32 protein-coding genes are annotated in these 23,436 nt (G+C 76.3%); 9 read left to right on the top strand and 23 right to left on the bottom strand.

The features are described from left to right. Positions 1-22: 22 nt before the first annotated feature. The 20 genes from ITJ85_RS11400 to ITJ85_RS11305 form a co-directional block, all read right to left on the bottom strand. Positions 23-670: an HK97 family phage prohead protease gene (locus ITJ85_RS11400; protein WP_217913227.1), complete on the bottom strand. Its 648-nt coding sequence runs from the start codon at positions 668-670 to the stop codon at positions 23-25. Then, positions 667-2,094 (bottom strand): phage portal protein, encoded by a 1,428-nt coding sequence (locus ITJ85_RS11395; protein ID WP_217913226.1) that lies wholly within the window; start codon positions 2,092-2,094, stop codon positions 667-669. Before ITJ85_RS11395 ends, ITJ85_RS11400 begins: the two co-directional genes overlap by 4 nt. Then, positions 2,091-2,375, bottom strand: coding sequence for a hypothetical protein (locus tag ITJ85_RS11390; RefSeq protein WP_217913225.1), 285 nt, complete (start codon positions 2,373-2,375; stop codon positions 2,091-2,093). Before ITJ85_RS11390 ends, ITJ85_RS11395 begins: the two co-directional genes overlap by 4 nt. Positions 2,376-2,382: 7 nt before the next feature. Continuing rightward, on the bottom strand, positions 2,383-3,876 hold the full coding sequence (locus ITJ85_RS11385; protein WP_217913224.1) for a terminase large subunit domain-containing protein: 1,494 nt from the start codon (positions 3,874-3,876) through the stop codon (positions 2,383-2,385). A 12-nt stretch (positions 3,877-3,888) separates the two neighbouring features. After that, on the bottom strand, positions 3,889-4,224 hold the full coding sequence (locus ITJ85_RS11380) for a plasmid mobilization protein (RefSeq protein ID WP_217913223.1): 336 nt from the start codon (positions 4,222-4,224) through the stop codon (positions 3,889-3,891). Continuing rightward, on the bottom strand, positions 4,217-4,645 hold the full coding sequence (locus ITJ85_RS11375; protein WP_217913222.1) for an HNH endonuclease signature motif containing protein: 429 nt from the start codon (positions 4,643-4,645) through the stop codon (positions 4,217-4,219). Before ITJ85_RS11375 ends, ITJ85_RS11380 begins: the two co-directional genes overlap by 8 nt. Before the next feature lie 112 nt (positions 4,646-4,757). Continuing rightward, entirely contained in the window at positions 4,758-5,483 is a 726-nt protein-coding gene (locus ITJ85_RS11370; protein WP_217913221.1) for a hypothetical protein, read from the bottom strand. Then, complete coding sequence (locus tag ITJ85_RS11365; protein WP_217913220.1) at positions 5,480-6,121, bottom strand: hypothetical protein; 642 nt, start codon at positions 6,119-6,121, stop codon at positions 5,480-5,482. Before ITJ85_RS11365 ends, ITJ85_RS11370 begins: the two co-directional genes overlap by 4 nt. A gap of 17 nt (positions 6,122-6,138) precedes the next feature. Continuing rightward, on the bottom strand, positions 6,139-6,855 hold the full coding sequence (locus tag ITJ85_RS11360; protein WP_217913219.1) for a hypothetical protein: 717 nt from the start codon (positions 6,853-6,855) through the stop codon (positions 6,139-6,141). Continuing rightward, positions 6,852-7,070 (bottom strand): hypothetical protein, encoded by a 219-nt coding sequence (locus ITJ85_RS11355; protein WP_217913218.1) that lies wholly within the window; start codon positions 7,068-7,070, stop codon positions 6,852-6,854. Before ITJ85_RS11355 ends, ITJ85_RS11360 begins: the two co-directional genes overlap by 4 nt. After that, complete coding sequence (locus ITJ85_RS11350; protein WP_217913217.1) at positions 7,067-7,213, bottom strand: hypothetical protein; 147 nt, start codon at positions 7,211-7,213, stop codon at positions 7,067-7,069. The genes ITJ85_RS11355 and ITJ85_RS11350 overlap by 4 nt, the downstream gene beginning before the upstream one ends. Then, a complete protein-coding gene (locus tag ITJ85_RS11345) occupies positions 7,210-7,431 on the bottom strand; it encodes a hypothetical protein (protein ID WP_217913216.1) in 222 nt (73 codons plus the stop codon). Before ITJ85_RS11345 ends, ITJ85_RS11350 begins: the two co-directional genes overlap by 4 nt. Further along, on the bottom strand, positions 7,428-7,709 hold the full coding sequence (locus ITJ85_RS11340) for a hypothetical protein (RefSeq protein WP_217913215.1): 282 nt from the start codon (positions 7,707-7,709) through the stop codon (positions 7,428-7,430). Before ITJ85_RS11340 ends, ITJ85_RS11345 begins: the two co-directional genes overlap by 4 nt. Continuing rightward, positions 7,709-7,861 (bottom strand): hypothetical protein, encoded by a 153-nt coding sequence (locus ITJ85_RS11335; protein ID WP_217913214.1) that lies wholly within the window; start codon positions 7,859-7,861, stop codon positions 7,709-7,711. Before ITJ85_RS11335 ends, ITJ85_RS11340 begins: the two co-directional genes overlap by 1 nt. 3 nt (positions 7,862-7,864) lie before the next feature. After that, positions 7,865-8,344, bottom strand: a complete 480-nt coding sequence (locus ITJ85_RS11330; protein ID WP_217913213.1) for a hypothetical protein — start codon at positions 8,342-8,344, stop codon at positions 7,865-7,867. Further along, a complete protein-coding gene (locus tag ITJ85_RS11325; RefSeq protein WP_217913212.1) occupies positions 8,344-8,964 on the bottom strand; it encodes a hypothetical protein in 621 nt (206 codons plus the stop codon). Before ITJ85_RS11325 ends, ITJ85_RS11330 begins: the two co-directional genes overlap by 1 nt. Further along, entirely contained in the window at positions 8,961-9,383 is a 423-nt protein-coding gene (locus tag ITJ85_RS11320; RefSeq protein WP_217913211.1) for a hypothetical protein, read from the bottom strand. The genes ITJ85_RS11325 and ITJ85_RS11320 overlap by 4 nt, the downstream gene beginning before the upstream one ends. Before the next feature lie 275 nt (positions 9,384-9,658). Continuing rightward, positions 9,659-10,141, bottom strand: coding sequence for a hypothetical protein (locus ITJ85_RS11315; RefSeq protein ID WP_217913210.1), 483 nt, complete (start codon positions 10,139-10,141; stop codon positions 9,659-9,661). A 52-nt stretch (positions 10,142-10,193) separates the two neighbouring features. After that, positions 10,194-11,618 (bottom strand): thiol-activated cytolysin family protein, encoded by a 1,425-nt coding sequence (locus tag ITJ85_RS11310; protein WP_217913209.1) that lies wholly within the window; start codon positions 11,616-11,618, stop codon positions 10,194-10,196. A 404-nt stretch (positions 11,619-12,022) separates the two neighbouring features. Then, the gene (locus ITJ85_RS11305) at positions 12,023-13,279 is read right to left on the bottom strand and encodes a hypothetical protein (RefSeq protein WP_217913208.1); all 1,257 of its coding nucleotides are present in this window, start codon (positions 13,277-13,279) and stop codon (positions 12,023-12,025) included. A gap of 246 nt (positions 13,280-13,525) precedes the next feature. On the opposite strand from ITJ85_RS11305, the gene ITJ85_RS11300 reads away from it, so the two are divergent. From ITJ85_RS11300 to ITJ85_RS11275, 7 genes are all read left to right on the top strand, one after another. Further along, the gene (locus tag ITJ85_RS11300) at positions 13,526-13,711 is read left to right on the top strand and encodes a hypothetical protein (protein WP_217913207.1); all 186 of its coding nucleotides are present in this window, start codon (positions 13,526-13,528) and stop codon (positions 13,709-13,711) included. Between the two features lie 646 nt (positions 13,712-14,357). Continuing rightward, entirely contained in the window at positions 14,358-14,492 is a 135-nt protein-coding gene (locus tag ITJ85_RS17410) for a hypothetical protein (protein WP_281412190.1), read from the top strand. 385 nt (positions 14,493-14,877) lie between these two features. Beyond that, a complete protein-coding gene (locus ITJ85_RS11295) occupies positions 14,878-15,468 on the top strand; it encodes an RNA polymerase sigma factor (RefSeq protein ID WP_217913206.1) in 591 nt (196 codons plus the stop codon). Beyond that, entirely contained in the window at positions 15,465-16,199 is a 735-nt protein-coding gene (locus ITJ85_RS11290) for a YdeI/OmpD-associated family protein (protein ID WP_217913205.1), read from the top strand. The genes ITJ85_RS11295 and ITJ85_RS11290 overlap by 4 nt, the downstream gene beginning before the upstream one ends. A gap of 79 nt (positions 16,200-16,278) precedes the next feature. Next, complete coding sequence (locus ITJ85_RS11285; protein WP_217913204.1) at positions 16,279-17,145, top strand: ABC transporter substrate-binding protein; 867 nt, start codon at positions 16,279-16,281, stop codon at positions 17,143-17,145. Beyond that, the gene (locus ITJ85_RS11280) at positions 17,142-18,020 is read left to right on the top strand and encodes an amino acid ABC transporter permease (RefSeq protein ID WP_217913203.1); all 879 of its coding nucleotides are present in this window, start codon (positions 17,142-17,144) and stop codon (positions 18,018-18,020) included. The genes ITJ85_RS11285 and ITJ85_RS11280 overlap by 4 nt, the downstream gene beginning before the upstream one ends. Further along, positions 18,017-18,757, top strand: a complete 741-nt coding sequence (locus ITJ85_RS11275) for an amino acid ABC transporter ATP-binding protein (protein ID WP_246496245.1) — start codon at positions 18,017-18,019, stop codon at positions 18,755-18,757. The genes ITJ85_RS11280 and ITJ85_RS11275 overlap by 4 nt, the downstream gene beginning before the upstream one ends. A gap of 19 nt (positions 18,758-18,776) precedes the next feature. Here the strand turns inward: ITJ85_RS11275 and ITJ85_RS11270 are convergent, their stop codons facing one another. The 3 genes from ITJ85_RS11270 to ITJ85_RS11260 are packed head-to-tail and all read right to left on the bottom strand — an operon-like array spanning position 18,777 to position 21,614. Beyond that, entirely contained in the window at positions 18,777-19,307 is a 531-nt protein-coding gene (locus tag ITJ85_RS11270) for a GNAT family N-acetyltransferase (protein ID WP_217913202.1), read from the bottom strand. A 54-nt stretch (positions 19,308-19,361) separates the two neighbouring features. Then, positions 19,362-20,081: a L,D-transpeptidase gene (locus ITJ85_RS11265; protein ID WP_217913201.1), complete on the bottom strand. Its 720-nt coding sequence runs from the start codon at positions 20,079-20,081 to the stop codon at positions 19,362-19,364. A 60-nt stretch (positions 20,082-20,141) separates the two neighbouring features. Further along, entirely contained in the window at positions 20,142-21,614 is a 1,473-nt protein-coding gene (locus ITJ85_RS11260; protein ID WP_217913200.1) for an MFS transporter, read from the bottom strand. Between the two features lie 126 nt (positions 21,615-21,740). On the opposite strand from ITJ85_RS11260, the gene ITJ85_RS11255 reads away from it, so the two are divergent. Both ITJ85_RS11255 and ITJ85_RS11250 read left to right on the top strand, forming a co-directional pair. Further along, entirely contained in the window at positions 21,741-22,169 is a 429-nt protein-coding gene (locus tag ITJ85_RS11255; protein WP_217913199.1) for a MarR family winged helix-turn-helix transcriptional regulator, read from the top strand. Beyond that, positions 22,169-23,407 (top strand): MFS transporter, encoded by a 1,239-nt coding sequence (locus ITJ85_RS11250; protein ID WP_217913198.1) that lies wholly within the window; start codon positions 22,169-22,171, stop codon positions 23,405-23,407. The genes ITJ85_RS11255 and ITJ85_RS11250 overlap by 1 nt, the downstream gene beginning before the upstream one ends. Positions 23,408-23,436 lie beyond the last annotated feature (29 nt).

Below are 23,436 nucleotides of genomic sequence, written 5' to 3'. Positions count from 1 at the left end.
CTCCTATGTCGGGGTGGGGCGGCTAGAGCAGGTGCGCTCGCGCCAGCGCCCGCTTGCGGCGGGCGGCCGCGGACAGGTCCGCGGACTTGTCGCCGGGCCGAGCCTCCCGGGGGAAGCGGGCCAGCAGCTCGTCGTCGCGCGCCTCGGCGCGCAGGAAACCGGTGGAGTCGAGGATGCCGCCGGCGAGGGTGACCGAGAACTCCCAGAGCTGGGCGTCGTAGACGGCCAGCACCTCGTCGTCGTCGAGCACGTCCCAGCGGGCGTCGCGGATGTCGAAGCCGACCGAGAACTCGCGCAGCGGCGCGCGGCCGTCGCCGTTGCGGGCCGTCATCGCGAGGCGCACCTCGCGGAGCCGGTCCGTGTCCGGGGGGAAGAGCGTCGCGCCGGCCACGAGCTGCTGCTCGTCCGCCTCGCAGCGCTCCACGGTGCCGATCACCGCGGACCAGTCGTGATCGTGCAGCAGGCTCGGCAGCCCGCGCTCGGCGAGGGAGCGGTCGAAGCACCCCGGCCGCAGGACCAGCGAGTAGAAGATCCGCGGGATCGGCACGTCGAAGATCGCGGCCACGCACGAGAAGCGCCCGTCGGCGTCGGGCCCGCCGGCCGGGTTCACCTCGGCGGCCAGGCGGAGGGCCGAGCCGAGGCCGAGCGTCACGTCGGGGCGTCGCCTCATGCCGGATCCTCCTGCGGTTCGTCGTTCGGGTTCGGCGGCGCGGGCCCCTCGAGGCCGAGGAGCCCGCGCGCCTCCTCCTGGCTCATGACGCCGTTGCGGATGGCCTGGCCGAACCGCTGCGCCGCCAGCGAGAGGTCGCCGAGGCCCTCGCCGCCGTCCGCCGCGTCGCGGTCGACCGGCTGGAGGTTGTTCGTCGGCAGGTAGAAGGCGTCCATGCCCTCCTCGTCGGAGGCGGCCATGTTGAGGGCGCCGCGCGCCTCGTTGGGCGTGTAGATCGCCGAGGCGATCCCCTCGCGCAGCGCCTGGATCTCCTTCAGCCGGTCGCCCCGCAAGACCACGCCGAAGTCGAACTCGACGAAGATGTCCGGCTCGCGCAGCAGGTTGCGCACCAGCTGCGCCGTGATGGCCTGCTCGATCAGCACCAGGGGCGGCCCGAGCGCGTCGGTGTAGGCCATCTCGCGCATCGTGGTGATGTTCGAGTAGGTGGCCCGGTCGAGGATGCCCATCATCGGCGGCGGGATCTGGTAGACCGCCGCCACCTCCTCGCGGTTCACCTTGCGCTGGTCGATCAGCTCGGCCTCCACCGCGGTGTGGCCGACGCTGTTCCACTCGAGGCCGGGCGGGAGGAGCGCGGGCCGGCCCGCGTTCTCGGGCCCGGCGTAGATCGTGTCGAGGTCCGCGCGCAGCTGGGCGAGCAGCTGCTGGCGCTCCGTCGGGTCGAGGCCGAGGAACTCCTTGTCGGCCTGGACCGCAGACGGCGGGCGGGCGCCGTTCTCGAAGGTGGCGCGCGCCCAGCGCTGGGCGGCGTCCTCGATGCGGACGGTGGTGCCGAGCTGGCGCAGGGGGGAGACGCCGGTGGGCCCGAGTGGGCTCCACCAGGACACGTGGATGGAGTGGTCGGCGCTGACCTCGCGCTCGTCGCCGTCCTCGCGGACCGTCCACCCGGCGATCTGGCGGGCGCCGGCCTTGATCGGCGCCAGCGTCCGCCAGTCGAAGGCGTCGAAGCGGAGCGCGCCCGAGCGGCCCTCGTCGACGCCGACGACCGCGTTGCCGTGCACGAGCACGGGCCCGAGGAACGCCTGCACGAGCTGCGCCTGGCCGGCCCGCTCCCACGGCGTCAGCAGGGCGGCCGCGAGGGGGTGGTCATCCGGGCGCAGGCGCCGGCGGTCGTCGCCGTCGCGGCGGTAGGCCTTCAGCGGCACGCGCACCGCCCAGGTCAGCATGCGCATGACCGCGGCGCCGATCCACGGCTGCTCGGCGAACAGGCGCGCGTAGGAGACCGTCTTGCCGCCGACCAGGCGCACGGCGCCGCGCGCGCCGAGGCTCCCGAACCACTCCTCGAGCGGGGTCGAGGAGCCGCGCAGGTCGCCGCGGCCGGGCGCGAGCTCGACCGGATCGCCGTCGCGGTCGATCAGGACCGTCACGAGGGCTCCTGGATGAAGGCGACCGCGTCAGCCGGGATGTGCTGCAGGCCGTCGAGCGCGATCTCGCGGTCCTTCGTGAGGTACACCGCGTCGGCCAGGGTGATGCGGTCCCTGTGCTCTGCCACCAGCACGCCGCGGATGGAGCGGTCGTCGGGCTTGCGGGTGTGCACGACCACCGTCCGTCCGCGCAGCGGCTTCGCCGGGCCCGCGCGTCCCGTCAGGGCCACCACGACGAGACCCAGCACGGCGAGGGCGGCGACGATGGCGAGGGCGACGGTCACGGGCCTCCTAGAGGGTCGTGATGCGGTAGGCGGACAGGTCGAGCGGCGGCGGCTTGTCGTCGAGGCTGGCGGTCTGCTGCCAGTGGACCGACGAGCCGGCGATCAGCGCGTCGATCACGCGACGGTCCTGGTGCCTCGCGGCGCGCGAGGGGTTCGGCCGGTCGAAGCGGTAGCGGTCGTGGGAGACGGGCTTGGCGATCGCGTTGAGGACGTGCTGGGTGAGCTGGTCGTCGAACGGGTGGCGGATCCAGCGGTTGCGGACCGCCTCCATCCAGGCGTCGTAGACCTTCGTCTGGACGGTGTTGGTCGGGGGGACCTCGACCACCTCGACGCCCAGGCCCTGCTCGTAGTCGGGCGAGCCGTCCTCGAGCGTGCCGGGCTCGGCCTCCAGCCACTCGGCGATCTGCGCGCCGCCGGCCGAGGCGTCCATCGCCACGACCGTGATCGGGTTCACGCGGTGGATGGCGATGAAGGCCTCGCGCACCCGGGCCGGCTCCGTGCTCGTGCCGTCCCGCGGCGGCACGACGATCCTGGGGACGCCGAGCACGCGGCGATCCGGGGCCGGCGTCCAGAGCGGCACCAGGGCCGTCGTGTCGTGCTTCCAGCCGAAGTCGGCCCCCACGGCCACCGGCTCGCCGGCCGGGATCAGCTCCCGCTCGAGCGCGAGCCACTCGGCCTCGGCGATCGCCGAGTCGTTGTCCCGCGCCGGCCGGCCGCAGGTGAAGCGCGCCCAGTGCTGGCGGTTCCAGGTCGGCTCGGAGCGCTTCGCCTGCAGCGAGTCGATCGTGATCGCCCGCAGCGGGTTCGCCCGCTTCACCGCCTCGAGGTCCTCGAGGTCCTCGTCGGCGGCGAGCGCGTGCAGGCGCATCTCGAAGCCGGGCATGGTCGCCACCGTCAGGCCCGGCTCGCGGTGCACCTCGCCCTGGCGGGCGCACTCCTCGATCGCCGCCGTCTTCGCCTGCTCGTACTCGGCGCCGGGCTCGCCGGCCGTCGAGATGATGAGGATCTGGCCGCGGCGCTTCAGGAGCTTCCCGGACCAGGTGCGGTAGAGCTCGAGCGACGGGTGCCGGTGGAGCTCCTCGAGGATCGCCAGCGTGGGGATCACGCCGTCGCCGGTGCCGGCGTCGGCGGCGAAGACCTGCAGCCGGCCCGCGGACCCCGGGCAGGTGATCCGCCGGTAGCCCTCGAAGCAGCGGAAGCGCTCGGGCAGGCCGGGGGAGCGGCGCACCAGGCCGAGCGCCTGGCGCAGGAGCACGTTCGTCTGGTCGCGCGAGGCCGCGGCGACCGGCGCGTCGGCGTCGGGGACGAAGAACAGGTGGATGATCGCGACGGCGGCCGCAAGGGTCGTCTTCGCGTTGCCCTCGGGGATCTCCAGCCAGACGCGATCGACGCCGCGGCAGAGGGCGTCGATCACGGCGACCTGGAAGGGCTCGGGCTCCCAGTGCTCGCCGGTGTCGAGCACCATCAGGCGGCCGAGCGCGAGCGCGTCCTCCAGCGCCACCCCGCGCACGGGCTACGCGCCCCGCTGGCGGCGCGCGGCGAGCTCGTCGAGCGGACTGCGCGGCGCGGCGGCCTCGCCTGCCGTGCTGGCCTGCTTGCCGGGCTCCGTGGCGGCCAGGAGCGCCTTCATCGCCGTGACGTCGCCCATCCGGGCCGCCCTCGTGAGCAGCGCGAGCGTCTCGCGCCGGTCCGCGATCTCGCTGTCGTCGGCGGCGGCCGGCTCGTCGAGCGCGGCGCTGAGCTTCGCCCGGATCCAGGCGGAGAGGCTGAGCCCGTCCTGCTCGGCGCGGCCGCGCAACCGGGCGTGCAGCTCGGGCGTCACGCGGAGGGTGAGATGGCGGTCAGCCACGGCGCGCGGGGGCGTGACACGCCGCATCACCGGCGGTTTCTCTCGCGGCGAGCCCCCCGTCGCACCGCGTCCCCCGACCCGAGCCCGTGATCTGACCCACCCCCCTGGGGTCGAGCGGCCGCGACCCGCGTGCGAGGTTGTGGTGCTCGCAGCAGCCGCGCAGGTTGCTGCGCTGGTGGGTGCCGCCGGCTGCCACGGGGATCAGGTGGTCGACCGTCGTCGAGGGGGCGCCGCAGCCCGGCACCCAGCAGAACGGCTCGTCGGCCAGGACCTCGGCCCGCATGCGGCGGTACTCCGCGTCCTGGGCCTGCGTCGTGGGCGAGCGGTGGGCGCGCCCGCGCAGCTCGTGCTCGGGGCAGCGCGTCTGCCGGGCGTGGCGGGGGCGGAAGCCGCGTCCACAGTGAGCGCAGGCCTTCAACACGGCGACCCCGTCGGAGGGGTGGGGAAGGCTGCAGCGCACGTCGCCCAGGTGATCCGACCGCTCACCGCAGCGCTGACGCTGCGCGGAAGGTAGCAGAGGGTCCTGACTGCAGTCACGCCGCCCGCCCGCCCTGGCCGAGCTCCCGGCTCGCCCGGCGCACACGCTGGTCCGCGCGGCGCAGGTGCTCGTCGACGTCGAGCCCGCCGGCGGCCGCGACCAGGCGCGCGTTCTGCATCCGCGACGCGATGTCCTGCAGCGCCACCGCGAGCTGGTCGCGCGCCTCGCGGCGGCGGTCCTCGGCCCGCTGCTCGTCCCGCATGTTCGCCTCCCTCGTGATCGTGGCCTGGGTCCACTCGTCCACGGCCTCCGGCTCGTCCGGCATGGCGTCGCTCGGCGCCGCCGTGTAGCCGCGCTCGGAGTGGCGGTGCAGCAGCCGCGGCGCGACAGCCGGGTCGCGGATGAACTCGAGCACCCAGACCTCGCGGCGGGCCCAGCGTGCGCGGAACCGCTCGGCCGCCTCCTCGTCGCTCACAAGGTCGAGGACGTCGCGCCACTCGCGGTCGTGCTGCGCCAGCCAAGCGAAGACGAAGGCCGTGAGAGGCGCGCGGCCGCCGTGCCCCTCGCGCCGCGCGTCGGCCACGGTGACCGCGCCGAGCGCCTCGCGACGGGTCCGGGTGACGACCAGGCGGCCGATCGAGGACCCGCCGGGGCCGGGCTGGACGGCGTACGAGCAGCCGGGGCGGTACCGGCAGCGCTCCTCGCCGGCGCGCACCAGGCGGCGGGCCATCGTGACCTCGCCGCGGGCGATGCCCCAGGCCTGGGAGGGCGGGAAGATCAACGGCGGCTCCACTCGCGCCTGCGGTTGGCGTCGGCCAGCATCGCGCGCCGCGTCGCCACGTCGGCCAGCACCAGCTGCCGCCGCCACAGCCGCGCGCGCCGGCCCCGCCACGACAGCGACCCGGTGGCGAACCTCGACGCCGCCCGGATCGCCCGCACGCCCTCGGCGTATCCGCCAGACGGGGGGTAGACCCGGATCCGCCAGCCCGTGAAGCGCGCCGACCAGGCCGGCAGCAGGTCGTAGGCCAGGGCGTCGACCGCCCACTCCTCGACGTCGCGGTCGTGCTCGGTCGGCAGGCGGTGGCAGTCGGTCCGGTGGAGGGTCTCGTGCAGCAGGATCCGCGCCGCCTCGGATGAGTAGAGGTCGCCCCGGGCCATCTCGCCGAGCTCGCGCACCACCCAGGGGCGCGCATAGACGACGGGCTCGCCGCAGCGGACCCAGGCCGCGGCTCCGGGAGCGTCGTGCGCGTTCGCCACGAGCGGCCTGGCCTCAGCGGGCACCCGCAGCACGGATCCCACCCAGGCAGCCGTGTCGTCGGCGAGGCCCTGCGCGCTCGCCGGCGGGGCGGCCGTCGCGGCAACGGCGCCGGGCGCAACGACGGCCGCCAGGGCCGCCAGCACCGCCGCGGACCGCCTCACCTTCTGCTGCACCATGCTCACCCTCCGACCGCTCGACGTGGACTCAGGAACCGCTCGCGCAGCTCACGTCTCGCGGCGAGCGCCTCGGGGGTCATGGCGCGTCGCTCGTACGCCTCGAGCTCGGCCAGGCGCTGCGCCGAGGCCTCCTCGGCCGCACGGCGTGCCTGCGCCTCGCGCTCCAGCCGGGCGCGGCGACGAGCCGACCGCGGTCCCTTCCCTGCTGCCCTTCCGAGTGCGCTCAGGCCCTCCTCGCCCGGCCCGAGACCAGGCAGCGGCGGCGCCGGCGGCGTGGCCGCGCGGCGGCGTGAACTGCCGTGGGGGGGAGGGGGGGGAAGTTCTGGGGGTAGTTCCAGTGGGGGCGACGTAGCCCCCTTTTCCGGCGCGCCCACGCCCTCTTTTCGCTGGCGGGCATTAGAGGGCGTCACGCCCTCTTTTCCGTCGCGCCGCTCGCGCCACTCGGCCATGCTCAGGACGCGCCAGGTGTGGGCGTGCCCGCGGCCGTTGGAGCCGGGCCGGACGAGGTCGATGCGACCCATGCTCGCCAGCTCGTCGAGCAGCCGGCGCACGTGGCGATGATCGATGCCGGTCTCGTCGGCGACCACGCGGCTGCCGATCTTCACGAGGCCGTCATCGTCCGCCCGGCGGGCGAGGAAGATGAGGACCATCTTGCGCCCGAGCTGGCGGCGGCCGAGGGTTCCGTCGCGCTGGGCCTCGCGGAGCAGGGGCCAGCTCACGGCACCGCCCGCTGGGCCGCGTCGATCCACTCCTGCGCCGTTTCGACGGCGACGCCGGTGATCGGCCAGCGCTGGCCGCTCGACTGGCCCGCGCGCCCGACCCAGAGGCCGCGACGCTCGCCCATCGCCCAGACGGAGACGAGCACGAGCGGCCCGTCGGGGATGCCCGTGAGGCGCCGCACGTCGGGCGGGACGACGATCGGGACCGCCGTCACGCCGTCCGCCTCGTCGCCGGGTCGACGCGCTGCCAGCACGAGGCGCAGCGCGGCAGGCCGCCGTCGCGCGGCAGGATGAGGAGTTCGTGGCCTCGCAGGTTGCCGTAGCGGCGCAAGGCGCAGAGGGCGCGGAGGTGGGTCACCACGACCTCTCTCGCTCGCGGATGATGCGCCTGCACTTCGGGCAGGCGCGCGGATGGTCGGGGTCGAAGGTCGCGTTCTGGAGCCGCCCGACCGACGCGCCGCAGAGCGCGGCCATGTTCGACCGCGGACCACCAAGCCGGCGGCCGCTCTCGGCGTGGCCGAGCGGGCCGTCGGGGTGGTCCGCGTCCCGGCGGGTGAAGGCGAGGTAGCGGCTCACGACCGCCCTCCGATCCAGCGCCAGCGGGCGCCGTAGTGGTCGTCGGCGAGTCGCTCGACGGCGCCCTCCTGGAGCAGCTCGTCGAGCGCCCGCGCCGTGGCCGGGCCCCAGCCGCCGGGGACCGTGGCCGGGCCGGCGCCCTCGGGCGTCATCACGGCGCGCACCGCGAAGACGACCTGGCCGAGGGCCACCGGCTGGCCGGCGCAGGCCAGCGCGTTCGCCGCTGCGGCGCGCAGCTCGTCCGCCGGGATGTCGAGGACGGTGGCTGCCGGGCTCATCAGATCCACCGCGCCGCGAGGGAGACGGCGAGGACGGCCGCCATCGCGACCATGAGGACGGCGGCCAGGGAGAGGCGCCGGCCGCGGGCGGCCCACTCGTCGCCGAGGAAGGGCGCCGGATCGCCCAGGTGCTCGTCGAAGGTGCCCCGCACGGCTCAGCCCTCCGACGGCGGCGAGCCGCCGAAGCCGGGGTGCTGGCCCTTCATGTGGCGCGCGAGGTTCGCGAAGGTGCGGTTGCAGCAGGGGCAGACGCCCGCGGCGACGCGCCCCCGCTCACGGTCGCGGTCGTTGCGGAACCGCGTCGCCCGGGCCTTCTGCGCCCGGGCCGTGGCGCGCGCCTGGTCGCGCTCGGCGGCCAGGCGGCCCGCCTCGCGACGCTCGACCTTCAGCGCCCGCCGCAGGCGGTCCTCCTCGCTCTCGCCGACGAACCACCAGGTGTGGCCGAGCGGGCACGAGAGCCGCCAGCCGTTCGCCTGGTCGCCCGGGTACCTCCGGGCGGACCTCTCCAGCGACGCGGGGATCGCGTAGCGGATGTGGCAGGTCGGGCAGTCCACGGCCACCAGCTCGTGGTCCGCGCTGAACTTGTCGCCCTCGCTCGCTGCGTGGACGGTCGTGGGGCGGGCCTGGCTCGGCATCAGCCCGTGACGGCCGGCGGCCGCTGGTAGCGCTTGACGATGCGGCAGCGGAACGTCAGCCCGCGGTCGCGGTAGCGCTTCGGGCCGGCGCCGACGGTGTTCAGCCAGCGGCACCAGACCGCCGGCCCGGCCGTCCGTGCGGGCGGCCGCGGGCGGCGCGTGGAGGGCCGCGGCGGCTTCGCGCGCCGCTTCGGCGGCGTCACCCGAATCGGGGGCTCGATCGTCGAGGGCCGGGGTGGCGCGGTCGGGGTTGCGTCGGGCGCGCGCGGGGCCGGCGGCGGAGCGGGAGCGGGGATCACGCAGGCCGCGCTCGTCCAGGTCGTGAAGCCGTCCGACGCCGACGCGCGCACGGCGCCGCGCGCCGTGGCCGGGACGGCGATCGTCCAGCCGGGGCCCGCGTACGGACCGCTCCTGTGCACGCCGGCGTCGCTGGCGATCGTCAGGTCGGCGAGGGGCAGCGCGCTCGGCCGGAAGTCCGAGAGCGTCACCTCGGTGCAGGTCGGGCTGAGCGCGACGTTGCCGAGCGCGGGGGTTGCGCCCCCGACGAGCGCCGCGAGGCGCAGACCGTCGACCCGGTCGGTGGCCGCGGCGCGCGGAGACTGGATCCGGTTGCGGCTCACGCCCGCGCCCCCGAGAGCGACCACACGGCGCGCGCGTGCTGACGCGAGGCCTCGGCCGCGATCCTCCCGGAGGGCACCCGGCGCTCGGCCACCCGCCGGCGCGCCGCGGCGGTCTGGCCGGCGCGCGCCGCGCAGCTCGCGTGGCACTCCGGCTCGCCGCAGCCCGGGCACTCGACCTCGCACGGATCGCAGAAGGTCCCCACGAGGCCGAGCGAGAGCGGGTCGCCGCAGTCCTCGCAGCGGCCGTACGGCGCGGCGGGCGAGGGAAAGCTCGCCCGCCGGCGCACGGCGCCCTGGTCGTCGATGGCGGCGCCACCCCCGCTCAGGGCGGGCGGGGGAAGGTGGCCACGCCCCGGCGTGCAGCGGTCCGGGGCAGACTGCGCCTTCGGCTCGAACGACTCACCGCGGAGCGGCCGCATGGCGTCGGCGCGCTCCTCCTCGCCCGTCCCGGGGCGATCCTGCGCGGAGGTGGCTACATCGCCGTCACCTCCTCGGTCGTGGTCAACCTCAGCGGGGCCGCGGCGCGCGCAACTTCCGCGCAACCGCGCGCCGGTATCGTCGGCTAAGCCGTCCTCGTCGCCGGACTCGGATCCCGCTTCGCCACCGGACTCGCGTGTCTCCGCGTGTCCCTCCGTACCGCCCTCGGCAAGCTCGACAAGCTGGGGGTCACTGGTTCGAGCCCAGTAACGCCCACTCACAGAGGGCCCCGGTCACCGGGGCCCTCCGCGTCTCGTGCGTCAGTCCGCGGGGACGATCGAGTACTCGATCCTCGCGAGGTTGCGGCGCCCGTCGAGGCCGAGGAACCGCTGGTAGGTGCCGGTGTCGATCGCGCTGCGGGGATGTCGACCGCTCGCAGCCCCAGGTCGTCGTCGCCTCCTGGGTCGTCGTACTCGAGCAGTTGGCCCGAGATGGTGAAGTGGTCCGGGAAGCGCCCGTCCGCGCCCTTGGCGACGGTCACGCGCCGCTCGCCGATGACGCCGCCGCCCTCGCCGGGCCACGCCGTGCCCTTCTCGATCTCCAGGAAGTCGGGCGGGTCGTCGATCCTCCAGAGGTCCATCGTCTGGTCACCCAGCGTGAACGCCACGTGGCCGTAGACCTCGGCCTCGCCGTCCTCCTCCGACTGGTCCCAAAGATCCTGTCGAGCGAGACCGTGGAGGTGCGCCGCACCCGATCGCACTGCCGGACGTCGTACTCGGAGGCGAGGATGATGCGCGCGACGGCGTTGTCCTTCAGGGAGCGCAGCTTGTAGGACAGCGCGCGCCCGGTGACTGCCTGCTGTAGTCGCCGCCCGTCGCGATCAGGGCGTTGAGCCCGTCGACGCCGGCGACGACCGCGCCTGCGGCCTGCCCGCCGGACCCTCCGAGCACGTAGGCCTTGAGCGAGGAGTTCTCGAGCACACGCCTGTAGCGGGCGCCCACCTCGAAGCTCACGGACTGCGCCGCGTTCTTGAAGCCGGCCGCCAGCGCCGCGGAGACCTCGGACGCCGAGTACGACGAATCGGCCGTGAACAGGATCTGGCGTCCGTAGGTGACCGTGGAGACGTACATCGGCGACGCCGTCCCGAGGCCGCCGGCGTCGGGCGGCGTGCGGAACATCGCGGCCGGCGACGCCGGCAGATCGACGTCGATCGTGTAGTGGATCTGCTGGAACTTCACGACCACCCGGCTCCTGACGTCCTCCTTGCCGTAGTCGAACGCGGCCGCCACCCTGACGGCCGGGTTCCTGTAGTCGGCGCTGAGGCTCAGGGCGAGCTGCTCCTGCGAGAAGACCTCGTCGATCTCGTAGTTGATGCGTGCCGGCGTCGCCCCGGTGACCTCGCCGGCCAGGATGTCGTTGATCGCGGTCCGGACGGCCGACAGGCTCGGCTGGGCGACCGTGCGCGCCGGGCTGCCGGAGATGTTCTCCAGCGAGAGCGAGAGCGTCATGGGCGCGCGGTCGGCCACGAGCGGGACGTACGCGCCGCTCGCGATCGTGTCGCCGTGGATGATCGAGCCGGGATAGATGACGTCCGACGCCGGGTCCATGAGGAACAGCTCGTCGTAGCCGGGGGCCGCCGTGGACCTGACCGTCGTGCAGACGTCGTCGCCCGACGACTCCGCCGCCCCCCTGCCGATCTCGGCAGCCGCGGCCTCCGGCACCTGGTCGAGGCCGGCCATCGACCTGACGTGCGTGTCGAAATCGACGCCCTCGCCCCTCCCGGGAGGCGGCGGTGTCGGCGGACGCCGGATCTCCTCGAAGCCGGCCGGCCTGTCGAGGTCGTCGACGACGGCCACGTCGCGGCCGCTGCCGCCCCTCGGCCACTCCGCCACGCCGTCGCGCGCGTACACCGTGTCGTCACCGGCGTCGCCGCGCATGACGTCACGTTCCGGCCCGCCCCTGACGGCGTCCCCGCCGGCCCCGCCGGTGACGGTGTCGTCGCCCCGCTCACCGCGGAGCCGGTCCCCACCGCCCCCGCCGAGGATGCGATCCCTGCCGACGCCGCCGGCGACGGTGTCGGCACCGGCGCCGGCGTCGATGCGGTCGTCGCCGGCCCCACCGCGCACGGCGTCGGGTCCGCCTCGGGCGCAGATCGCGTCGCGGCCCCGGAGGCCGCGGATGACGTCGGCGCCGGTGGTGCCGAGGACCAGGTCATCGCCGTTCGTCCCCAGCGTCACGCGCCCGGGCTTGGCGATGAGCGTCGGCGTCGTCCCGACGCACTTGGGTCCCTGCGCGTTCGCGGGCGATGACGCCCCGAACCACAGGGCCCCGGCCAGGGACGGCGACGACGGCCACCACCTGCGGGCTGCACCACGCGCGCCGGATGGCACGGGAGGCATGCATTTCCGACCCCCTGACACCGGAATATGTGACGCCTCGACGCTCTCATCGAGGTCACGGCCGCCCCATCCGTGGCGCACGCCGACGCCGCGCGGCTTCCCGGATCGCGCTGTTGCGGATTCGTACGAGTCCGCAGGAGGCGTCACCGAACGCCACGTCCCGGCGGGGCGGCGGTCGTCCGGCACGCGCCGGCCGCGGGCGTCCGCCCCCGCAGCGCGCCGGGCCCGGGGCCGGCGCCGGGCTACGGCACGAGGCGGATGGGCCTGATCACCGGCGCCAGGCGTGGCTGGCGCGCCTCGCCGGGGCGGTCCACCGCGCCCAGCGCCACGCCGACCGCGACCCGCAGCCGCGTACGGGCGTCGAACGTGCGGGCCCGGCGGGGGACCGCGATGCACACGATCTTCCGCCCGGGACGGCGGAAGGTGACGAGGTCGGCCCCGAAGAGGCGCCGGCTGCGGATGCCGCTGAAGATCGTCACGAGCACCCGCGCCCGGCGCGAGCTCACGACCTTGGTGAGGACGCACCGCGAGGTGCGCAGGGAGCGGATCGAGATGCGCCGCGGGGTCGTCACGCGCGCCGGCCCGCTGCGGATGGTCTGCGGGCTGGGGATGGTCGTCGCGAGGTCGGGCGGGGGCGCCGCGGGCACCTGCGGGGTCGTGCCGAACGACCAGAAGCTGGCGACCGTGCGGCTGCCGCGCGCCGGCAGGCGCACGTCCCACTGCAGGGCGGCCCCGTTGTCGACGACGTTCGCCGGGTCCGGCGGCGCGAGGAACGTGTCGGCGAGGGGTGGCCCGCCGGTCGCCACGCCGCGCATGCGCGAGTAGACCGTCGAGAAGGCGCCCTCCTCGAAGTGCGAGGCGGGCGTGATCGGGACGAAGATCTGGAAGAAGTCGGCGGCCGGCGTCTGTCCGCCGATCGAGCGCGTCGCCGGGTCGAAGTACCCGAATCCGCGGTCGGAGCCGCGCAGGTAGAGGTCCGCGTAGGCGAAGACGCTCACGGGGACGGCGGCCGTCCCCGCGTTGGTGATCCGCCGGTCGATGCGGAAGTACGGCTGGCCGGCCACCATGCGCACGGTCTCGGTGATCCGGAGGGTGGTGCCGGGGAGATCGACGGTCGTCGTCACCGTGAAGGGCGCCGCCGCCGAGCCGTCGCCCGCGACGCCGGTCTGGCCCACCTCGGTGTAGGGGACGTCCGCCCCCGGGCCGAAGAAGCGCCCGCCCGCGACCACGTAGGTCCCGGAGCTGCCGTGCTCGTTGCTGGGCGAGTAGACCTGGCCCGCCGTGTCGCCGCCGTAGTAGACCTGCAGCGCCGTGTCGGCGGAGGCCTTCACGACCAGGGGGCTGGAGGCGATCGTCTGGCACTGGCCGGGGCAGGTCGCGGCCGCCGCGCCGGACGCGGCCGCCAGGATCGCCGCCACGGCGAGCGCGACGCCGATCGCGACGGACCGCCACGCGTGCCGCGCGTTCGGCGTGCCGTGCGTGTGGGCGTGATGGCTCACGATCTCGGCGCCTTCGAGCCCTAGAGACCACACCGCGGGCGACCCCGTCAACCCGCGTCACGGAGACGTCGCCCGCGCGGCCACCGCCGGCGGTGGCCCCGGGCGGGGGGCGGACGCCCGCGACGCGCGGCCAGGGCGGCCCTGGCCGATCCGCCCGGCGCGGCCTCGACCTGCGCCCGGCGCCCGGCCGCGACGCGCGATGGGAGCATCGCCGCATGGCGGAGGCGATCGACACCGGGGCGCACGGTGGGCCGCGAGCGTGACCCCGCACCGGCCCGCACCAGCGTCGCGGCCGGCGTGCGCGCCGGCGTGCGCGCCGACCCGGGCTGGCGCGTGGAGCGCGACGCCGCCGGCCGCGCCGTGTGGCCGTCGCGCTGGCAGGCGCTCGCGGGGCGCCGCTCCGCGGCCCGCCGGCGCCCGGCGCCGGCCTGAGCGGCGGCGTGCGATGCCGCCCGGGTGACGACCGGCGCGCCGGCGCGCGGCTCGGGCCCGCCGTCCTCGGCGCCGTCGCCCACCGGCGGAGGTGCACGCGAGCCAGGTGCGCACGGGCGCCGCGACACCCTCCCGGCGCACCGCCCGGGGTCGCCTCGCTCGTGCTGGAGGATGGACGGCGGCGACGAGGAGCAGGCGATCGCCGCGCCGCTGCACGACGCGGCCGAGGACGGGGGCGGCGTCCCCGCGCGGGCGGCCATCGGCGAGCGCTCCGGGCCCCGCGCGGCCGGGATCGTGGAGGCGCTCCCGGACGGCCTCGCCGGGGACCCCCGCGCCACGGCGCCGTGGCGAGCGCGCGCGGGGCGCCACCCGACGCACATGCCGGCCGAAACCGGCGAGGCCGTGCCGCGGCTCGCGCTCGCCGGCGATCTGCACGACGCCTCGGCGATGCTGCGCGACCTGCGGGCGCACGGCCCGGCCGTGTGGGACCGCCTCACGGCGGGCTCGTCGCGGTGTCCCGGGCGCCGCTCGCGAGCCCCATGGTCGGCGAAGTGGAGCGCGTGGTGGCCGGGCTGCGGCGGGCCGCCGGCGCCGGCGGCAGACGGCGCCGGTTTCCCGCGCCCGCGCGCGGGGGAGGGTGGGCGGCGTGGGACGCGTGAAGCTCGTCTACTGGTCGCTGCTCGCCGTGCTGGCGGCGCTGACCTTCTTCCTCGTCGCGGCGGGCGCGCGCGTGCTGCGCGGCCGGCCGGCCGGCGGGGGCGCGGACGCGCCCCCCGGGTAGCGCGGTCCCCGGGGGCGGGTGCCCCCGGGCGGCCTCAGCCCTCCGGCTCGGGCGCCGCGTCGGGGTCGTCCGCCCCGAGCAGCTCCTCGGGGAAGCTCAGCTCCCGCAGGGCCGCCTGCAGGTCGACGATCTCGGAATGTGTCCAGGGCTCCATGGCCCGGTCCCCTTTCCCCACGGGACGCCGGAGTATGCGCCCCGGGCATCCGATTCACACGATCGGGGGATGCGGGGTGCTCCCGCAGGGTACCGGCCACCCCGGCCGGGCGGCCCCGGGAGGTCGGCCGCGAGCCGGCTGACCGGTCCCGAGGGCGGACCACCCGGTCGACCAGGAGGGCGTTCCGCACTCGGAGCGTAGGCTTGACGTATCACCACGTGAGGAGGAGGGATGGCGGTCGAGCCGGGGTCCCCACGCGTCGAGGCGGCGCCGGCCGGCCTGCGCGACGACCTCCTGGCCCGGGCGCTGGCGCGCGGCGACGGCGAGGCCTTCGCCGGCATCTGCGCCCGCGCGCGGCCGACGATCACGCGGATGGGCGCGCGCCTGGTGGGGCGCGACGCCGCCGAGGACCTCGCGCAGGACGTGCTGGCGCGGGTCTGGGAGCGGCGGGGGCAGTTCGACCCGGGGCGCGGCCGGCTGATGAGCTGGATCTGGGGCATCGCGCGCAATGCCGCCACCGACCGGCTGCGGGAGCGCTCCGGCGAGGCCCAGGCGCACGGCCGCCTGCGGGCGGTCGCGCAGCTGGCCGACCCCGAGGTGCCCGAGGAGCGGCTGCTGGCGCGGGAGGCGGCCGACGGGGTGCGCCGCGCGCTCGCGGCGCTCGACCGCGAGCAGCGCGCCGCGATCTGGCGCTCGTTCTGGCTCGACCAGTCGCACGCCGAGATCGCCCGCTGCACGGGGGAGCCGCTCGGCACCGTGAAGGGCCGCATCCGGCGCGGCATCTCGCGGATGGCCAGGGACATGCCGGCCGGGCGCGGGTGAGGGTGGCGGGCGGGCCGCTGCGCTCCCGCCCGGGCGCCATCCGCGACGAGCTGCGCGCCGAGGGCGGCGCCGGCCACGCCGCCGACGCGGGGGCGGATCGCCCGGGGCGGGCCCGCCCACTCGCCTCACCGCCCGTGGAGCCGATCTTCTTCCGCACCGCCGCCGAGCTGCGGGACTGGTTCGATGAGCACCACGCGACCGCCGGCGAGCTGTGGCTCGGCATCTGGAAGCGGGGCGCCGGCGAGACCGGGGTCACCTGGCGCGAGGCGGTCGACGAGGCCCTCTGCGTGGGCTGGATCGACTCGGTGGTGCGTCGGATCGACGACCGGCGCCACATGCAGCGCTTCACGCCGCGGCGGCCGCGCAGCCGGTGGAGCGACGTCAACGTGGCCCGGGTCGAGGAGCTGATCCGCGCCGGGCGCATGCGCCCGGCCGGCCTCGCGGCCTTCGCGGCCCGCAGCCCGGAGCGCACCGGCACGTACACCCACGAGCAGGCGGGCGAGCTCGAGCTGCCGCCGGAGGCGCGGGCCCGCCTCGAGGCGGGCCCGGGCGCGCGGGAGTTCTTCGACGCGCAGACGCGCACCTACCGGCGCCAGACGATCTGGTGGGTGACGAGCGCGAAGCGCGAGGAGACGCGCGAGCGGCGCCTCGCGCGCCTGATCGAGGCGTCGGCGGCGGGGCGGACGCTGCGCCAGTTCACCCCCCTGCCGCGGGGGCGGCCCGCGCCCTGACCGCCGTTGGCGGCGGCCGCCCCGGGCGGGGTAGGCTCGCGCCGCCCAGCAACCCGCACCGCCGACCGGGGACCACCGCATGCGCCGAGCCCGCCGCCTGATCGCCGCCATCCTCCTCACCGCCGTCGCCGCCCTGGCGCTCGCCGCCTGCGGCGACGACGACGACGAGGGCGCCGCCACCGCCGCGACGGCCGCGACGTCCTGCGCCCGCGAGGACCTGGACCTGGTCGCCGACGGCGCGCTGACCGTCGGCACCGACTCGCCGGCCTTCCCGCCGTACTTCGTGGACAACGAGCCGTCCAACGGCGAGGGCTTCGAGAGCGCGGTCGCGTACGGGATCGCCGAGCGCCTGGGCTTCCCCGCCGAGGATGTCCGCTGGACCGTGGTGCCGTTCAACGCCTCGTTCGCGCCGGGCCCGAAGACGTTCGACTTCGACATCAACCAGGTCTCGATCAGCGAGCAGCGCCGCAAGGCAGTCGACTTCAGCGAGCCCTACTACACCACCCCGCAGGCCGTGCTCGTGCCCGAGGGCTCGGAGTACGCGGACGCGACCGGGGTGGCGGAGCTGCGCGAGGCGCGCTTCGGCGTGCAGGTCGGCACCACCAGCCTCGACGCGGTCACCGAGGTGATCGACCCCTCGACGGAGCCGCGCGTCTACAACGACTCGAACGACGTCGTGCGCGCCCTCAAGTCGAAGCAGGTCGACGCGATCGTGACCGACCTGCCCACGGCCATCTACCTGCGCGACGTCGAGGTCGAGGGCTCGACCGTCGTCGGCCAGTTCGCCGCGCCCGGGGGCGACGACTGGGGCGCCGTGCTCGCCAAGGGCTCGCCGCTGACCTCGTGCGTCTCGCAGGCGATCGCCGACATGCGCGAGTCCGGCGAGCTCGGGCGCATCACCGAGAGGTGGATCGGCGCCGAGGCGCCGGTGCTCGACCTGGGGTGAGCGCCACGGGGGACCCGGCGCCCGCGGGCGTGCGCGCCGCGTCGGAGCGCCGGGTCGCCCGCGAGGCGGCCAGGCGCCGGCGCGCGCGCCGGGGCGCGGCCGTCGCCACGCTGTCGAGCGTCCTCGTGCTGGGGGCGCTCGTGGCGCTGGTGCTGAGCAGCCCCGGCTGGGGGGACGTGCAGGAGACCTTCTTCTCCTGGGAGGTCTTCCGCGACGCCTTCCCCGACGTGCTGCGCGGCTTCTGGCTGGACGTAAAGCTGTTCCTCGTCGTCGAGGCGATCGTGATCGTGGCGGGGCTCGGCGTGGCCCTGATGCGGGTGGGGCGCGCGCCGGCGTTCTTCCCGTTCCGGATGCTGGCGACGGTCTACACCGACGTCTTCCGCGGCGTCCCGGTGATCCTCGTCGTCTACCTCGTCGGCTTCGGCGTCCCCGCGCTCGGCACGAGCGGCTGGTTCGCCGACCCGGTGGTGCTGGGCGGGTTCGGGCTGGCCCTCTGCTACACGGCCTACGTCGCCGAGGTGTACCGGGCCGGCCTGGACTCGATCCACCCCAGCCAGCGCGCCGCCGCGCTCGCGGTGGGCCTGACCGAGGGGCAGGCCATGCGCCACGTCATCGTGCCGCAGGCCGTGCGCCGCGTGGTGCCGCCGCTGCTCAACGACTTCATCTCGCTGCAGAAGGACGTCGCGCTCGTGTCGATCCTGGGCCCCCAGGAGGCCTTCCGGGTGGCCCAGATCGAGGCGGCGTCCGACTTCAACTACACGCCCTTCCTGGCCGCCGCGCTGCTCTACCTGGCGGTCACCGTGCCGCTCGCCAGGGTGGTGGACCACCAGCAGGCGCGCGCCCGGCGGCGGCGGGGCCAGGCGGCGCCCGCGTGAGCGCGCCGCCGGTGCTCGAGGTGCGCGGCGTCACCAAGCGCTACGGCGACCGCGAGGTGCTGCGCGGCATCGACCTCGAGGTGGGCGAGCACCGGGCGCTGGCGCTGATCGGCGCCTCCGGGTCGGGCAAGTCGACCCTCCTGCGCTGCATCGACCTGCTGGAGGAGATCGACGACGGGGACATCCTCCTGGACGGCGAGGTCATCACCGACCCCTCGTGCCCGCCGGTCGGCGTGCGCCGGCGCCTGGGCCTGGTGTTCCAGGCCTTCAACCTCTTCCCGCACCTCAGCGTGATCGAGAACGTGGTGCTCGCCCCCGTGCGGGCGGGCGGGGTGGCGCGCCCCGAGGCACTCGAGCGTGGGCGCGAGCTGCTGGCCCGGTTCGGGCTCGGCGGCCGCGAGCACGACTACCCCGACCGCCTGTCGGGCGGCCAGCAGCAGCGCGTGGCGATCGTGCGCGCGCTGGCGACCGGGCCGCGCGCCCTGCTGCTGGACGAGGTCACGAGCGCGCTCGACCCCGAGCTGGTGGGCGAGGTGCTCGGGCTGGTGCGCGGGCTGAAGGAGGGCGGCATGACGATGGTGATCGCCACCCACGAGATGGCCTTCGCCCGCGACGTCGCCGACGAGGTCTGCTTCCTCCACGAGGGCCGGGTGCTGGAGCGCGGCGAACCGGCGCGCATCTTCACGGCGCCGGAGCGGGCGGAGACGCGGCAGTTCCTGCGCCGCGTGCTGCGCTGACCCCGGCGGGGGCCGGTCCTCAGGCGACGAGCGGGCTGCGCCGCTCCAGCAGCAGCACGTCGCGCCAGGCCCCGTGCAGCCGGGCGAGCCGCTCGCGCCGCCCCACGACGCGGAACCCGCTGGCCTCCAGCATGCGCACGCTCGCCCGGTTCTCGGGGAAGACGATCGCCTCGAGGGTCCACAGCCCGGCGGCGTCCGCGCGCGCGGCGAGCTCCTGCATCAGGGCCTCGCCGACGCCCTGACCGCGCGCCTCGGCCGCGATGTAGAGCGAGCACTCGACCCGCCCGCGGTACACCTCGCGGTCGGAGACCGGCCGCACCGCGGTCCAGCCCTGGATGCGGTCGTCGATACGCGCCACGAGGCGCGGCTCATCCAGGTGGAGGGCGTCCCAGCGGGCCCAGGTCGGCACCTCGGTCTCGAAGGTCGCGTTGCCGGTGGCGATGCCCTCGGCGTAGACCTCGGCCACGCGGGGCCAGTCGGCCCGCAGCATGCGGTCGACCACGACGCGGCCGGCCACGACCGTGGCGACGGGGGAGGGGGGTCGCTCCATGCCAGGGCACCCTTCCCGCCGCGCCGCCGCTCTATTCCTCCCCCCGGCCGGCGCCTACGCGCGGATCTCGACCGGCACGCCCGGCGTGGCCACACGGTAGAGCCGGGAGACCGCGTCGTTGGCCACCCGGACGCACCCGTGGCTGACCGCCCGGCCCAGCAGGCCGGTCGCGTCCGTGCCGTGGATGGCCACGAGCCCGTTGCCGCCCATGAAGCTGGTGAGCACCGGGCTGTAGGCGGTCAGCGTGATGATGTAGGGGCCGAGGTAGGAGCGCTGGGCGCCCTGCGAGGGAACGGGGTCCTGCACCGCGAACAGGCCACGCGGCGTGGGGGTGCCGGAGGTGCCGACCGCGGCCCGCCAGGAGGCCTCGCGCCGCCCGGCGCGCCAGAGCTCCACCCGCCGGGCGCCGACCCGCACGACGATGCGCGTGCGGGTGACCGCCAGGTCGACCTCCGAGACGCGCAGGAAGCCCATCGAGCGGTTGGGCCGGTCGGGCAGCCGCACGGGCACCCAGCGCTGGCCGGTCGCCGGGTCGGTGCGCACCCGGCCCAGCACCAGCAGGCGCTGCGGCCGGCGCCAGAAGCGGGTCACGGGCTCGAGCCGGGCCACGGCGCGCGACGCGGCGCTCGGGCGGGCGCGGGCCACGACGAAGTGGCGCACCTTCGCCGTCCAGGCGGCGTCGGCGGTGGGGGCACGCGGCTCGGGCGGTGCGGCGCTCGCGGCGGCGGGGGCGGCGGCCAGCAGGCATGCGGAAACGATGAGGACCGTCTTCATGTTGGGCACCGCGGCATGAGACCAGAGGGCGCCGCCCCGTGGGCCGCGCCCCGCCATGCTTCACATATTGCTCACACTCGCGGCGGCGGGCTCGCGGCGCGCCACCGGGCCGCGGGCGAGCGAGAGGGCGGCGCCGACGAGCGCGATCGCGGCGCCCACCACCATGGCGACCCGGTAGCCGTCGAGGTAGGCGCCGGCGCCGGCCAGCGCGGCGGTGTCGCCGCCCAGCAGGGCGCGCGCGCCGGCGGCGCCGAGCGGCGCCGCGGCGAGCGTGCCGAGCAGCGCCAGCGAGGTCGTCTGGCCGAGCGTGCGCATCATCGCCAGGATCGCCGCCGCCACCCCGAGGCGGCCGGGGTCGGCGGCGCCCATCACCGCGGAGGTGTTGGGCGACGAGAACGCGGCCATCCCGAGCCCGGTGACGGCCAGGCCGGCCACCACGTGCCCGGTCGGCACGTCGGCCGGCAGGGCGGCCAGCGTCCCCAGCCCCGCCGCCACGAGCACCATGCCGCCGCTGGCGAGCGCGCGCGAGCCGATCGCGTCCGAGAGCCGGCCGGCGAGGGGCGAGAGGGCCACCATCACGGCCGGCTGGGCGACCATGATCACGCCGGCCCGTGTGGGCGAGTGGCCGCCGACCACCTCGAGCAGCACGGCGGTGAGCGCGATGACGGCGAAGACGGCCGCGTAGTTGAGCAGGGCCGCCGCGTTGCCGAGCGCGAAGAGGCGGCTGCGCCGGAACAGCCCGAGGTCGATCATCGGGGCGCGCCCGCGCGCCTCCACGCGGGCGAACGCCGCCAGCAGCACCGCGCCGCCCGCCATCAGGCCGACCGTCCGCGGCGACGACCAGCCCCAGAGGGGGGCGAAGGTGAGCCCCACCATCAGGCCGCCGAGGGCGCCGCCCAGCAGCAGCGCGCCGGCGGGGTCGAGCTGCGGCCGGCCGGGGGCCGGCCGGCCCTCGGCGAGCCCCAGCGAGCCGGCCAGCGCGATCGCCGCGACCGGCAGGTTGACCAGGAAGATCCAGCGCCACCCGGCGTGGTCCACGAGCAGGCCGCCCACGAGCGGCCCGAGCGCCAGCCCGAGGTAGAGCGCCATCACGTTGAGCCCCAGCGCGCGGCCGCGCTCGCGCGGCGGGAAGACGGCGGTCACGAGGGCGGTCGAGGTGGCCGCCAGCATCGCCGCCCCGGTGCCCTGCACCGCCCGCCAGGCGAGCAGCCAGGCGTCGTCGGGGCTCACCGCGCACATGGCCGACGACAGGGCGAACACCAGGATCCCCACCCGCCAGACGCGCAGCCGTCCGAGCTGGTCGGCGAGCCGCCCGGCCGGCACCAGCACGAGGGCGTACGGCAGCAGGTAGCCCGCCTGCACCCAGATGGCGGCCGAGAACGACAGGCCCAGCTCGCGGCCCATGGCGGGCAGCGCCAGGGCGACCACGGTCACGTCCAGCGGCCCCAGGAACGCGCCGAGCCCGGTCACGGCGAGCACCCTCCAGCGCCGCTCCCGCAGCGCGGCGACGGGGTCGGGGGCGGGGGCGGCCACCCCGGGATGGTAGGCCGCGGCGGGCCGTCGGCGCCCGGGCGCCGGGCTGGACGACGGCGCTACACTTGCCACACGGCAAGCAAATTTCAGGAGCCCGTCACGACCCGCCCCCCCGCGCCGCCCCGCATGGACGAGGAGTCCGTCATCCGCCTGCGCGACGCCGTCATGCGCACGGCGCGCCTGCTGCGCACCACGGCGTCCGATGAGGACCTGAGCCCGGGGCAGTCGAGCGTGCTGGCCACGCTCGTGCGCGAGGGGCCGTCCGGGGCGGGCCGCCTGGCGGCCGCGGAGGCGATGCACCCCACGATGCTCTCGCGGGTGCTCGCGCACCTCGAGGGCCTCGGGCTGGTGGAGCGGGGGCCCAGCCCGGACGACGCGCGCTGCACGATCGCGCGCGCCACGCCCGCCGGCCGCCGCCGGGTGGCCCGCCTGCGCGCCGCCCGCGCCGCGCGCCTGCTCGCCTGGCTCGAGGGCCTGGACGAGGCCGACGTCGCCCGGCTCGCCGCCGCCCTGCCCGCCCTCGAGGCGCTCGCCCGCGCCGGGGAGGACGCGTGATGCGGCGATGGGCCGGCGGCACCTTCGCCGCGCTGGCCGCGCCCAACTACCGCAGGTACTTCGCCGGCCAGGCCGTCAGCCTCGTCGGCACCTGGATGCAGACCGTCGCCCAGGGCTGGCTCGTGCTCGAGCTGACCGGCTCCGGCACGGCGCTCGGCGCCGTGGCCGCAGCCCAGTTCCTGCCGATCCTGCTGCTCGGCCCGTACGGCGGGCTGCTCGCCGACCGGCTGGACAAGCGCCGGCTGCTGATCGCCACCCAGGCCGCCTTCGCGGCCATCGCCCTGAGCCTCGGCCTGCTCACCGTGACCGGCGTCGTGCAGGTCTGGATGGTCGGCGCCCTGGCGCTGGCCCTGGGCATGGTGACGGCGGTGGACAACCCGGCGCGCCAGAGCTTCGTCAACGAGATGGTCGGTCCCGAGCGCCTGCGCAACGCCGTGAGCCTCAACTCCGTGCTGGTCAACTCGGCGCGCGCCGTCGGGCCCGCCGTGGCGGGGGTGCTCATCGCCGTGCTCGGCACCGGCATCCCGTTCCTGATCAACGCCGCCAGCTACGCCGCGGTCATCGCGGCGCTGGCGGGCATGGACGTGGCGGCGCTCCAGCGTGGGCCGCGCGCCGCCCGCGAGCCGGGCCAGGTGCGCCAGGGGCTCGCGTACGTGGCGCGCACGCCGCAGCTGCTGGTGCCGCTGCTGATGCTCGCCGTGGTGGGCACGCTGGCCTACGAGTTCTCGGTGGTCCTGCCGCTGCTCGCGGCCGGCCCGTTCGGCGGCGGCGCCGGCACCTACGGCCTGCTGACCTCCGCGATGGGCGCCGGCGCGATCGTCGGCGGCCTGGTCGTGGCCGGCCACGGCCGCACGGGGCTCCACGCGCTGACCGTGGCCGCGGCGGCCTTCGGCGGCGCGATCCTGCTCACGGCCATGGCGCCGTCGCTCGGCGTCGCCCTGCTGGCCCTGACCGTCGTGGGCGGCACGAGCGTGGCCTTCCTCGCGGTCGGCAACACCACCCTGCAGCTGGCCGCCGCGCCGGCCTTCCGCGGGCGCGTGATGGCCCTCTGGACGGTGGCGTTCCTCGGCAGCACGCCGCTCGGCGCGCCGCTCATCGGCGCGATCTCCGAGCACGTCAGCCCGCGGGGCGGGCTGGTCGTGGGCGGCCTCGCGTGCCTCGTGGCGGCGGCCCTCGGCGCGCTCGCGCTCGGCCGCGAGCGCGCCGGCGCCGGCGATCCGGCCCCACGCCCCGCCTGACCGGCGTGTCGCGCATCCTGCAACGCGCG

Origin of the sequence: Miltoncostaea marina (assembly GCF_018141525.1) — a bacterium.
Taxonomy (GTDB): Bacteria; Actinomycetota; Thermoleophilia; order Miltoncostaeales; family Miltoncostaeaceae; genus Miltoncostaea; species Miltoncostaea marina.
The sequence above is the reverse complement of the archived record's forward strand: the minus strand, read 5'-3'. Positions and strand labels throughout refer to the sequence as shown.

What these genes read in the sequence shown, in the direction of transcription:
- ITJ85_RS11400 (WP_217913227.1), bottom strand. Translation starts at nt 670, where the DNA reads ATGAGGCGACGCCCCGACGTGACGCTCGGCCTCGGCTCGGCCCTCCGC.
- ITJ85_RS11340 (WP_217913215.1), bottom strand. Translation starts at nt 7,709, where the DNA reads ATGAGCCCGGCAGCCACCGTCCTCGACATCCCGGCGGACGAGCTGCGC.
- ITJ85_RS11330 (WP_217913213.1), bottom strand. Translation starts at nt 8,344, where the DNA reads ATGCCGAGCCAGGCCCGCCCCACGACCGTCCACGCAGCGAGCGAGGGC.
- ITJ85_RS11320 (WP_217913211.1), bottom strand. Translation starts at nt 9,383, where the DNA reads ATGCGGCCGCTCCGCGGTGAGTCGTTCGAGCCGAAGGCGCAGTCTGCC.
- ITJ85_RS11295 (WP_217913206.1), top strand. Translation starts at nt 14,878, where the DNA reads ATGGCGGTCGAGCCGGGGTCCCCACGCGTCGAGGCGGCGCCGGCCGGC.
- ITJ85_RS11285 (WP_217913204.1), top strand. Translation starts at nt 16,279, where the DNA reads ATGCGCCGAGCCCGCCGCCTGATCGCCGCCATCCTCCTCACCGCCGTC.
- ITJ85_RS11270 (WP_217913202.1), bottom strand. Translation starts at nt 19,307, where the DNA reads ATGGAGCGACCCCCCTCCCCCGTCGCCACGGTCGTGGCCGGCCGCGTC.
- ITJ85_RS11265 (WP_217913201.1), bottom strand. Translation starts at nt 20,081, where the DNA reads ATGAAGACGGTCCTCATCGTTTCCGCATGCCTGCTGGCCGCCGCCCCC.
- ITJ85_RS11255 (WP_217913199.1), top strand. Translation starts at nt 21,741, where the DNA reads ATGGACGAGGAGTCCGTCATCCGCCTGCGCGACGCCGTCATGCGCACG.
- ITJ85_RS11250 (WP_217913198.1), top strand. Translation starts at nt 22,169, where the DNA reads ATGCGGCGATGGGCCGGCGGCACCTTCGCCGCGCTGGCCGCGCCCAAC.